Here is an 11,206-nt window from a genome sequence, read left to right as displayed (position 1 = left end):
GGGGATTCCGTCCGTTTGCTTAATCCCAATGGGGATTTGGTGGACGAAACAAGTTACGAGACCTGCCAAACGGGGTATTCGTACGCTTTGGACGATGGGGAATTTAAACTAACAAAAACCACAACACCGGGAGAAGAAAACGAAATTGTTGAAGATGAAGTTGTGGTAGAGGAAGAAGAGGAAGCGGAAACAGAAGCAGAGGCTATCCAAACAGAATCTGTTGGACAAGTATTGTCCGCGCAGTCTGCAAACACAGCTAACCCCGATGTCAAAATCCCTGAAACTTTTGAGATACAGGAATACGCGCCAGAAGGTGGAGTTGTAGAAGCGCAGGAAGATATAATCAACACTGATGACAATAACAATACGAAAAGTAATAATGGTATAAAGTTAATAGTGGGAGGTTTTGGTGTTATACTTCTTGGATTGATTGCGTTTTTTAAAAATAAATATTTTCCTTTGGTTTTATGGTGCGGTTTAATATTTGCGGGGTCATCTATTCCCGGAGCAAGCGTATCAAGAAATCCTTTGGTGGATTTTATAATTCATAAAAGTGTTCATATTGTGGAGTATTCCGTCCTTTTTATTTTTGCTTACAGGGCTTTTAACAAAAGGATATTTGCTAGTTTTATCTTTGTAATTTTTTATTCTCTCTCGGACGAATTTCACCAACGATTTGTTCCCGGGAGAAATGGTAGAATTGAAGATAGTTTGGTTGATTTAACAGGGGCGTTTTTAGGTTTTTTATCTATATGGAAATTTTCACAAATTCTGCCGCAGAAACTAAAAAATTGGCTTTTAACTTAGCCAAAAAACTTAAAGGTGGCGAAGTTTTAGCTTTATACGGAGATTTGGGAAGTGGCAAAACCACTTTTGTCCAAGGCTTTGTTGAGGGTTTTGGGATAAAGGGTAGAGTTCAAAGTCCAACCTTTGTTTTTGTAAGGTTTTATGGAAAAAGACCTAAAATCGTCCACATTGATTTGTATAGGATAAACTCTTTGAGTGAACTTGTGGATTTGGGTTTGGAAGAATTTTTGGGGGATAAAGACACGATTAGTTTAATAGAATGGCCAGAAAAAATGGAAGGGTATTTACCTAAAAAAGCTTTAAAAGTTGAGTTTAAGTTTGTTTCCGAGAACATTCGCGGAATAACCGTCCTATAGACAAAGGAGTCTCCTTTGCCAAGGAGACTCCTTGTACTACGGGATATGGGTATGAAATATCAACAACCACCCGCTTACGCAGGTGGTTTGCTGTAATTCCTTGCCGAGCAAGCCCTGCTGTGTGCGGGGAAAGTTTCATCTACCATCTCACGAGGGTAGTTTTAAGCTATGAATTATAAATTATATTTAGATACAGCAAAAAGGGATACCAAAGTAGTTAAACTTCTTAAAGATTCTGAAGTTTTTGCCGAAATTGCGGGTGTGGAGGACGAGTTTGTTCTTATTAAAAAAATCTTAAAAGATAATAATATCTCTATTAACGATATTTCAGGAATTGATGTTAACAAGGGACCCGGTTCCTTTACCGGGCTTAAAGTGGGCGTCTCCATCGCCAACGCGTTTAACTATGCTTACGGAAATATAAAGTCTTGGCGGGACTTGATTTTGCCGGAATATGGCGGAGAACCGAATATCAGCAAACCTCGCTCTGTTCCAAAGCGATAATGCCCGGCATAGGTTTTCCAGAAAGAAAGGTGAGCATTGCACCCCCTCCTGTAGAAACAAAATCCATTTTGTCCAAAACCCCCGCTTTTGTTATAGCGGCGATAGTATCTCCCCCGCCAACTACTTTGAAAGCGTCCAAATTAGAAATGTAGCGCGCAATTTCCTCGGTTCCTTTGGCGTATTTTTCGTCCTCAAACATTCCCATTGGCCCGTTCCACACAATGGTTTTTGCCTTCGCAATTTCGCTTTTAAATAAAGCAATGGTTTGAGGACCAACGTCTTTTCTTTCTACCCAATCTTGAGAGTTAAGTATGTTGGGTAACTTAAGTAATTTAGGACTTAATTCAAGAGAGAGTTTGCCGCCAATTAGCACTTTATCGGAGATATGAGCTAAATTTTCAATTACGGGAATTTTGGTTTCTAGTTTTGCGCCCCCAATTATTGCAATAAACGGTCTTTGCGGGTTTTCTAATAGCTTGGTTAGCGTTTCTATTTCCTTAATTAATCTAAAACCTGCAAAGCTGGGCAGAAATTTTGGCGCTAAACTTACTGAAGAATCTTTTCTATGGCACATAGCAAACGCTTCGTTCACATATAAATCATAAGGCGCAGTTAACGCTTTAACAAACGCGGTATCCTGTTTTTCTTCTTCGGGGTAAAAGCGAACATTTTCTAGGAGAATTAAGTTTCCTAAGTTAGGTGAGAAGCTTATGTTAGGAAACCATGAAACTTTAGTATTTAACAATTGCGCAAGTAAAGGCGCCAATACTTCTGTTGATATTTTAACGCCATTGTTGGGGCGACCAAGTTTTGTTAAAAGCGTCACTTTTGCTCCTTTTTCCAAGAGATACTTTATAGTTGGCAGGCAGGCTTTTATTCTTGTTGTATTTGCTACCTGCCCATTACTATTAAAAGGGACATCAAAGTCAACACGAACAAGAACATTTTTGTTTTCCAAAACTTCTATATCTCTTAAAGTTTTTATTGCCATATTCAAAATTTTTCCTTATACTATAAATATAACATCATTACCTGTCCGTTCAAAGCGTGTATATCTAAAGGTTTTTTTGGCAATTTTGCTCTTTTCCGCTGGTGTTGTGTTTTTTGCCAATCGCGTTAGCGCTGTAGTCTTATCTCCTATTGTAAACGAAGTTTCTCCGTACCCTGTGGACGATATTGATTGGACCGAGCTTTATAATCCTAACGATACGGTTATTGATATTAGCGGGTGGATACTCAATAATAGTAGTTTCCTAGATTTAGGTGGTCCAAAACTTGTTTTTACAGCGGGAACAACCATATCTGCAAGGGGATATTTTGTGGTGGAAAAAGGGTTTGGCGCAAATAAATTTGGTTTTGATTTGCAACATTACCAAACATCCGTTACTTTGTATAAACCGGATTTGTCCATAGCATCCTTGCTTACTTATGTGGGGCATCCGGGTACAGGGCATTCCTGGGGATTTTATCCTAACGGAAATTCTACCGGTACGGTAACTAATTTTGCAACTCCTACTAGAGGTTTTTCTAATGGTGGGGACGACACCACTTCGCCTCCAGTGCCCGGATTGGTTTTTCCCGCGGATGGTTCTTCCGTTAAACCGTCCGTGGCGATTTTAGATTGGGAGGATGTTTCCGACCCTAGTATTCCTGTAGTGTACAAGTACAAGAGTTCTTGGACAGGCGGGGCATATGGTCCAGTCTCTACTGGTACAAACTCTTTTATCAATGCTACCGGAAGCGCGGATAGAATTTATAATTGGCAGGTACAGGCTTGCGATTCCCTAAATAATTGTAGCGCTTGGTCTGGTCCGTGGGTTGTAACTATAGACAGTGTTTCCCCAACTACCACAGATTCATTATTAGATTCTTTTTGGCATAAAGACGATTTTTCTGTAGAGTTAGTTTGTGCGGACAATTTTTTATGCGGTAATACTTACTACACTTTGGATGGTACGGAGCCTACTACCCTATCCAATTCTGGAAATTCTTTTTCTGTAACTGCGGGCGGTATTTACACTTTGAAATATTTTTCCACCGATGCCGCGGGTAATTCTGAAGATGTTAAAACTTCGGGTAATACAATAAAAATTGACAAAACAAAACCAGCTGTAAATATAGCGCTTCCGTTATTAGATTATTATGAGGATGATGGGTGGGATGGCGCTATAAGCGGTACCGCAAGTGACGAAGTATCTGGGCTTTCTAAAGTGGAGGTAAAAATTAAGGAAGTTACTCCTTTAGGTGAAACCAAATATTGGAATGGCGCAAGTTTTGGTTTAACAGAAGGCTGGGTCCTTGCCAGTGGCGCGGATACTTGGAATTACTCTTTTACCCCAATAGAGGGGGTTTATACCATTTATTGTAAATCTTGGGATAATGCGGGAAATATCTCGTCCATTGCCTCAAAAGATGTGGAAGTGTTTTTAACGGATACCGAGAGTCCCGAACCCGTGGATAATTTAAGAGCGTCCGTTTCGGATTCTCTTGTAGTTTTAGAATGGGATAAATCGGCAAGTTTTGATGTGGACTATTACAGAATATACAAAAGCGAAAATAAAAAATTTATCCCAAACCCCGAAACTAGGTTAGCGGAAGTTTCTTCAAGTGAAAGAAGTTATGATGATGAAGATGTGGATAATGACACCACTTACTATTATTATGTAATTGTGTTTGATACGGCGGGCAATAATAGTTCCGCCGAGGGTATTTCCGCCAAACCTTCCAAGGAGGAAGACGAAACGGTTGTTGAAGAAATTCCGAATTTGGAAATTCCACAGGGAGCGGTTTTGGGAGTTGAAGAGAAGGTTAAGGAAGTTGAGGTTCCAACGCTAAAGGAAACTAAAACGGAGAACATCGTTCCTAAAGAAAGCGGTGATTTGAAGGGGAGTGTTTTGGCTTTAGAAAATACGGTGGATAAAGAGGTGAAACCCTCCAAATCAGTTTGGGATTTTTGGTGGGTGGCTTTAATACTTTTTGGAATGGGAGGTATTGGGTTTTTTATGTATAGGAAGGACTAGGTAACTACTCACGGTTATTGCCACAGTGTCATTGCGATACCGAGCTTTAGCGAGGGAGAAGCAATTTCCATCAGGATTGCTTCGTCGTTCGCCTACGGCTCTCTTCTCGCAATGACGAGAACACCTGTTTGTAGTATAATTTTTCTATGAATTCGTTTCTTGCCCATTTCCTGCCTCGCAAAGAACATAAAAAACGAGCCAAGCTCTTGTCGCACCCCGCGCTTTTAAGTTATATAATTTTTATTTCTCTTACTATTTTAGTAATCTCTCCCGCAAGCGCGCGGTTTCCAAAAGTTTTAGGTTTTGCGTCCAATGTTACTACACAAGACCTTTTGGAATACACAAATAAAACAAGAGCCGAGAATAACGAAAAACCGTTAGAATTAAATACACGCCTTTCCCAAGCGGCTTATGAAAAAGCCCAAAATATGTTTGCCGAGGATTATTGGGCGCATGTGTCGCCCAGCGGAAAAGAGCCGTGGGATTTTATTGTTAGTAGTGGTTATGAATACATTTATGCCGGCGAAAATTTGGCGCGGGATTTTAATAACTCTAGCTCTGTTGTTCAAGCTTGGTTTAAGTCGCCTACTCACAGAGACAACTTATTAAGTTCAAATTATGAGGATATCGGTTTTGCGGTGGTAAACGGTGTTTTAGATGGGCATGAGACCACATTAGTGGTCCAAATGTTTGGCAAGAGCAAGTTTCCCGAATACACCGCTTCTATAGAACCCACAAGCGCTAAAACAGAAGGGATACAGATTATAGAAAGAGAATCCATCCCCGCCGCGCCCGCAGTAGAACAAACGGGAGAAATACTTCCCGCTTTAGATATATTTAGCGCTTCGCGAGGGATTTCTCTTTCTTTAGGAGCGTTTTTAACTTTACTTTTAGCTTTGGATATGTGGTATGTTAAAAGAAACAATGTTTTAAGACTTACGGGTAATACCCTAGTCCATTTGCTGTTTTTAATAATAGCTTTAGTTGGAGTTTGGTACGCCAATGCGGGGATTGTCCTTTAAAAGGTGGGTGTCATTGCGAGAAGGAACAAAGTGACGACGAAGCAACCTTAATGAGATTGCTTCGGGCTTTGCCCTCGCAATGACGAGTGTTATGGATAAGAAATACTTAACGATAATAGAATATCTCGCATTATTTACAATCCTCGCTTTAGGAGCTTATTTCTATTCCTTTTTCCGTTTTAATCCTTACAAACAGTTTTTGGTTGTAATTGTGGTATCAATTTCTTATGTTATTTGGGGAACAATTTACCATTTAATCCGCGTTCGTTTATATTGGCATATTGTATATGAATATATTTTAATCGCCGTTTTGGTGACTCTTCTTTTTGCTTTTTCGCTTAATATATTATGAGAAGCCCGCTTTGCTTTATAATAATAGGCGCTCTTTTTTTCACCTTTGCGTTTGCAAAAAATGTTTCTGCCTTAAATGTCCTTAACAAAGTAAGTATGGAGATAAAAACCGCCAAAACATCTCTTGAAGAGGCGAAAACTTCTTTAAACAAAGCAGGGGAGATTATTGACAAAGCTCTTGGGATTTTTAAGTTTGTGGAAGAAAAGGTTTCTATGTTGTATAATTTTGAGAGTTTCTTCAATAAACTTTATTCCGATACATTTAATTGGTCGCAGGATACTTTAAAATGGGTTACGGAAGAAAAGGGAGAGGAAATAAAAAAGTTGAATTATGAATACAACGATTGTTATTCCTACATATAACGAAAAGGATAATATAGGGCCTCTATTAGAAGAACTCCAAAAAGTATTTAAGAATATAAAGGATTTTAATATGAGTATTCTTGTTGTGGATGATAATTCTCCCGATGGCACGGCAGATATTGTCCGTTCCAAAATTAAAAGATACAAAAATATTCATTTAATTACTGGCGAGAAACAAGGTTTGGGCGCGGCATATGTTCGCGGATTTAAATACGCTATGGAGAAGCTCAAAGCGGAGGTAGTTTTTGAGATGGATGCGGATTTTCAGCATAATCCTAACGATATTCCGAGATTTTTAGAAAAGATAAGCGAGGGGTACGACTATGTATTGGGTTCGCGATATGTAAAAGGAGGGTCTGTTCCCCAGAATTGGGGGTTGCACAGAAAGTTTTTTAGTTTTTTTGGAGGCTGGTTTGCCAGAGTTGTTCTTGGCACCAAAAATGTTAAGGATTATACAACAGGGTTCAAAGCCTCTCGTGTTAAAGGGTATTTGGATGCAATAAATCTCTCAAAAATTCTTTCTAAAACATTTGCTTATAAAATCCACCTTTTGTACGAAATGCTTTGTCTTAAGGCTAAAACTATAGAAATTCCTATTAACTTTGTGGATAGAGAGAAAGAAAAGTCCAAAAGCAATGTTTTGCGGGAATTTAAGGAGTCTATGAAAGTGGTTTTAATTTTAAGGTATCGAAAAAACGAGAGGTTTTTTAAAGTATGTATTGTGGGGGCAATAGGAGCATTTATCCAGCTTGTTTTTGCGTCTGTATTGGTTACCATACTAGGTTACAATAAGGCGGTGTTATCAAATGTTTTAGCTACGGAAATTGCAATCCTCGCCAACTTTTTTATTAACAATGCGTGGACATTTTCTGATAAAAAAATCGTTAATTTAAAAATATTGGTTAAGAAACTTCCGATGTTTAATTTTCTATCGTTGGGGTCTATTGCAATTCAAGCTATTGTAATGGTGGCAGGGACAAAGTTTTTAAATGTGGAAAGTCTCTTCCCATATTTAAGTATTGTCGTTGTAGGTATATTACTTGGACTTATTTGGAATTTCACAATGTACACGAAAGTGGTTTGGAGGGGAAAATAGACTGTTATATTGTTGTCTTGTTAACAATACAGCAAGATAACAATATAGCAAGATAACAATTAACTTATGACTGTATCTAATACAAAAACAACTAAACAAAAACCTTCCCCTAAGAACATTTATCTTTCTGTTGTTATTCCTGCATATAACGAAGAAAAGAATATTATTAAATCCCTGTCTTCAATTAACGCGTATCTTAAAGAATATGATTATTCTTACGAAGTATTGATTGTGGATGATGGGTCTTCAGACGATACTGTAAAAATTGTTTCCGATTTTTGCAAAAGCAATAGTAAATTCAGACTTATAAAAAACCCCCATAGAGGAAAAGGTCCCACAGTATGGACAGGGGTTATGGAGGCTAGCGGTGAATTTATATATCTTGCGGACGCTGATTTGGCAACCCCAATTTCAGAAATAAAAAGACTTTTTGTTTGGCTTTCCGATAAATCTTATGATATTGCTATTGCGTCTCGCGAGGGGTTGGGGTCTTCTAGAATAAGCGAGCCTTATTATAGACACTTAATGGGCAGAGTTTTTAATTTATGGGTTAGAATAATCGCTGTTAAAGGAATTGAAGACACGCAATGCGGATTTAAGCTTTTTAATAAAAAATCCGCTAAAGAGATTTTTGCGCATCTTAAAATTTATGGCGAAGGAGCGCCCGAAATTAAGGATGCTTATTTAGGAGCTTTTGATGTGGAAGTCTTGTATTTGGCAAAAAAGCTAGGATTTAAGGTGAAGGAAGTTCCTGTAACTTGGGCTTATGTTAAGACACAGAGGTTAAACCCGTTAAGAGATTCTATAAAAATGGCGATGGATGTATTAAAAGTTAGAGTTAACGACCTTAAAGGCGTTTATGCTTTATGAAAATTAGTGTAATAGGCACAGGTTATGTAGGGCTTGTAACGGGGGCTGTTTTTGCGGATTGGGGGCATACGGTTATTTGCGCGGATATAGATAAGAAAAAAATAAAGCTTCTAAAAAAGGGCAGTATGCCTATTTATGAAGAAGGGCTTAAAGAGCTGGTGGTTAGAAATGTGAAGGAGGGAAGACTTTTCTTTACCACAGAAGTTGAAGACGCTATTAAAAAATCCGAGACGATATTTATTGCCGTGGGTACCTCTTCAAATCAAGGCGGAAGCGCGGACCTTACCGCAGTTTCGGCGGTGGCTAATGCTATAGGCGAGAACCTAAATTTTTACAAAATAATTGTAACTAAAAGCACCGTTCCTGTTGGGACTAACGAAAAAATTAAACAGATAATTGCGGATAATGTCCATTTAGACAAATTTGATGTGGTGTCCAATCCCGAATTTTTAAGGGAGGGTACCGCTATTTTTGACGCTAATAATGTGGATAGAGTGGTTTTAGGTTCGGATTCCAAAAAAGCGCTGGATAAAATTGCTTCGTTGTACACGCATTTAAATGTTCCCATAATAAAAAGCGATTTCCGTTCGGCAGAACTTATAAAATACGCATCCAATGCGTTTTTGGCTACAAAAATCTCTTTTATTAACGAGATTGCCAGAATTTGTGATAAAACAAAAGCCGATGTAAAAGTGGTTGCAGATGGTATGGGTTACGACAAACGAATTGGGCGAAGCTTTTTAAATGCCGGTCTCGGTTATGGCGGCTCATGCTTCCCAAAAGATGTTGAGGCTTTGTATAGAACAAGTTCCGACCAAGAATATGATTTTAGGTTACTGCGCGGGGTTATGGATGTGAACGAGAGACAAAAATATTTTTTTGTTGAAAAAATTACAGACTATTTTGGGAATTTGTCTGGAAAAACCTTGGCTTGTTTAGGAACGGCTTTTAAAAACAATACTGATGATATAAGGAAATCGGTGGCGATTGAGGTTATAAAGATTCTGCGTGGGGAAGGCGCCAAAATTAGGGTTTTTGACCCCGCCGCTTTGCAAAACGCAAAAACTATTCTTGGGAATGATGTGGTGTATTACGCAAAAGATATTTACGATGCGATTGAAGGAAGCGATGCTTTGTGTATTCTTACTGAATGGCAGGAATTCGCTTTATTAGATTTGGACAAAGTTAAAAAAATATCTAGTGTTAAAGTTATTTTTGATGGTCGAAACATTCTTGATCCGCAGAAAGTTAAAGAAGTTGGATTTGAATATGTAGGTATAGGAAGGAGGATAATATGAAAATATTGGTAACCGGAGGGGCTGGTTTTATAGGTTCCAACCTATTGGAATTTCTTGTTAAGCGGGGTTATGAAGTTGTTGGTTTAGACTGTTACACGCCTTATTATTCAGTAAATCAAAAGAGAGTTAATGCTAGAGATCTTAATAGTTTGGGTGTGTCAATAAGGGAGTTAGACCTCGCAAAGGATAATCTAAGCGATGTGGTTATGGATATAGATGTAATTTTTCACCTCGCCGCCCAACCGGGAATATCCTCTGATATTTCTTTAGATGATTATATAAGGAATAATATAATTGCCACGCACCGCCTTTTAGAATCTGTTAAAAATTCAAAGTCTCTGCAGATGTTTGTTAACATAAGTACCTCTTCGGTTTATGGACTAAACGCAACAGTAGAAGAAGACAAAGCGCCCCTTCCGGCGTCTTATTATGGGGTTACAAAGCTTGCGGCGGAACAACTTGTCCTTTCTTATCAGAGGCAGGGTTTTATCCAAGCTTGTTCTGCGAGGTTGTTTTCTATTTACGGTCCTAGGGAAAGACCGGATAAACTGTTTCCTCGACTGATTAAGAGCATTTTGCGGAAAGAGGAGTTTCCGTTATATGAGGGTAGTGAGAAACACCTTAGAAGTTTTACCTATGTTTTGGATGTGGTCTCCGCTCTTGAGCTATTTTTAAAAAATACGGATAAGGTTAATGGAGAGATATTTAATGTGGGTTCGGATAAGTGCATTTCCACAAAAAAGGCGATAGAAATAGTGGAGGATGTTATGGGGAAAAAAGCGAAAGCTAAAATTTTTCCGCAAAGACTTGGGGACCAATATAAGACTCATGCTAATATAGGTAAAATTTGTCGTGTGATTGGCTGGAACCCTGAATTTTCTCCTGAAAAGGGATTGAAAGATACAGTACTGTGGTATGAAAAGAATCTAAAAGACCTGCCCTAATTATAAATGGAATTAAAAATGAGAAGCAAATTAAATAATCCCTTAATTGCTGGTTCTGCGATGGTAATGGCAGGCAGTTTTGTGGTTAATATTCTAAGCTACCTGTTTCAGCTTTTTGCGGGCAGACTTTTGTCCGTTTCTGATTACGGAATTTTGATTTCTTTATTTTCTCTTTTTGCTATACTAAATGTTCCCTCTCTTGTTTTTAACACTTCTATAGTAAAAATAGTGTCAGAGCTTAAAGCTAAAAATTTGTATAGTACCGTTTCCAGCTTATTTTTGTGGCTTCTAAAAGCATTCGCGACAATTGGGGTTTTAGCAGTGGTTTTTTCATTTATTTTAAATAAACAAATCCTTAATTTTCTGAATTTTAACAATTCTTTGGCGCTTATGTTTTTTATGTTGTTTTTTGCAGTTTCTTTGGTCTTATCCATTCCAATATCTTTTTTGCAAGGATTGCAGAGATTTATGGATTTTAGTTTGGCCAATATTGTTACCGCGTTAAACAAGTTTTTGATTGGAATAGGACTAACTTTGTTGATGTATGAAATAACGGGAACTATGGCGGGAATATT

Annotated in this window: 13 protein-coding genes; 12 read left to right on the top strand and 1 reads right to left on the bottom strand. The window is 38.2% G+C overall.

The genetic code is table 11. The features are described 5' to 3' along the window. From KJ678_01725 to KJ678_01715, 3 genes are all read left to right on the top strand, one after another. Positions 1 to 807: VanZ family protein (locus tag KJ678_01725; protein MBU1016859.1), on the top strand; the 807-nt coding region annotated here is incomplete at its 5' end. Then, a complete protein-coding gene (tsaE, locus tag KJ678_01720) occupies positions 753 to 1,163 on the top strand; it encodes a tRNA (adenosine(37)-N6)-threonylcarbamoyltransferase complex ATPase subunit type 1 TsaE (GenBank protein MBU1016858.1) in 411 nt (136 codons plus the stop codon). The genes KJ678_01725 and tsaE, both read left to right, overlap by 55 nt. Before the next feature lie 168 nt (positions 1,164 to 1,331). Continuing rightward, positions 1,332 to 1,667 (top strand): hypothetical protein, encoded by a 336-nt coding sequence (locus KJ678_01715; GenBank protein ID MBU1016857.1) that lies wholly within the window; start codon positions 1,332 to 1,334, stop codon positions 1,665 to 1,667. On the opposite strand, the gene pgk is transcribed toward KJ678_01715, so the two are convergent. Next, positions 1,636 to 2,658 (bottom strand): phosphoglycerate kinase, encoded by a 1,023-nt coding sequence (gene pgk, locus KJ678_01710; protein MBU1016856.1) that lies wholly within the window; start codon positions 2,656 to 2,658, stop codon positions 1,636 to 1,638. The two genes, KJ678_01715 and pgk, sit on opposite strands and share 32 nt — an antisense overlap. On the opposite strand from pgk, the gene KJ678_01705 reads away from it, so the two are divergent. The 9 genes from KJ678_01705 to KJ678_01665 all read left to right on the top strand — a co-directional run. Then, complete coding sequence (locus KJ678_01705) at positions 2,615 to 4,687, top strand: lamin tail domain-containing protein (GenBank protein ID MBU1016855.1); 2,073 nt, start codon at positions 2,615 to 2,617, stop codon at positions 4,685 to 4,687. The genes pgk and KJ678_01705 overlap by 44 nt on opposite strands. Positions 4,688 to 4,833: 146 nt before the next feature. Continuing rightward, on the top strand, positions 4,834 to 5,709 hold the full coding sequence (locus KJ678_01700) for a CAP domain-containing protein (GenBank protein MBU1016854.1): 876 nt from the start codon (positions 4,834 to 4,836) through the stop codon (positions 5,707 to 5,709). Positions 5,710 to 5,800: 91 nt separating this feature from the next. After that, the gene (locus KJ678_01695; protein ID MBU1016853.1) at positions 5,801 to 6,061 is read left to right on the top strand and encodes a hypothetical protein; all 261 of its coding nucleotides are present in this window, start codon (positions 5,801 to 5,803) and stop codon (positions 6,059 to 6,061) included. After that, a complete protein-coding gene (locus tag KJ678_01690) occupies positions 6,058 to 6,423 on the top strand; it encodes a hypothetical protein (GenBank protein ID MBU1016852.1) in 366 nt (121 codons plus the stop codon). The genes KJ678_01695 and KJ678_01690 overlap by 4 nt, the downstream gene beginning before the upstream one ends. Further along, entirely contained in the window at positions 6,392 to 7,519 is a 1,128-nt protein-coding gene (locus tag KJ678_01685; GenBank protein MBU1016851.1) for a glycosyltransferase family 2 protein, read from the top strand. Before KJ678_01690 ends, KJ678_01685 begins: the two co-directional genes overlap by 32 nt. A gap of 66 nt (positions 7,520 to 7,585) precedes the next feature. Further along, positions 7,586 to 8,389 carry a glycosyltransferase family 2 protein gene (locus KJ678_01680; protein ID MBU1016850.1) on the top strand — a complete coding sequence of 268 codons (804 nt, stop codon included), beginning with the start codon at positions 7,586 to 7,588 and terminating at the stop codon, positions 8,387 to 8,389. After that, positions 8,386 to 9,687 carry a UDP-glucose/GDP-mannose dehydrogenase family protein gene (locus KJ678_01675; GenBank protein ID MBU1016849.1) on the top strand — a complete coding sequence of 434 codons (1,302 nt, stop codon included), beginning with the start codon at positions 8,386 to 8,388 and terminating at the stop codon, positions 9,685 to 9,687. Before KJ678_01680 ends, KJ678_01675 begins: the two co-directional genes overlap by 4 nt. Beyond that, positions 9,684 to 10,631 (top strand): NAD-dependent epimerase/dehydratase family protein, encoded by a 948-nt coding sequence (locus tag KJ678_01670; protein ID MBU1016848.1) that lies wholly within the window; start codon positions 9,684 to 9,686, stop codon positions 10,629 to 10,631. Before KJ678_01675 ends, KJ678_01670 begins: the two co-directional genes overlap by 4 nt. An 18-nt stretch (positions 10,632 to 10,649) precedes the next feature. Continuing rightward, on the top strand, positions 10,650 to 11,206 hold a 557-nt coding region (locus tag KJ678_01665; GenBank protein MBU1016847.1), incomplete at its 3' end, for a hypothetical protein.

This window comes from Patescibacteria group bacterium (genome assembly GCA_018817085.1).
Lineage (GTDB): Bacteria > Patescibacteriota > WWE3 > CG2-30-40-12 > CG2-30-40-12 > CG2-30-40-12.
This window is presented reverse-complemented; position numbering and strand designations above follow the sequence as displayed.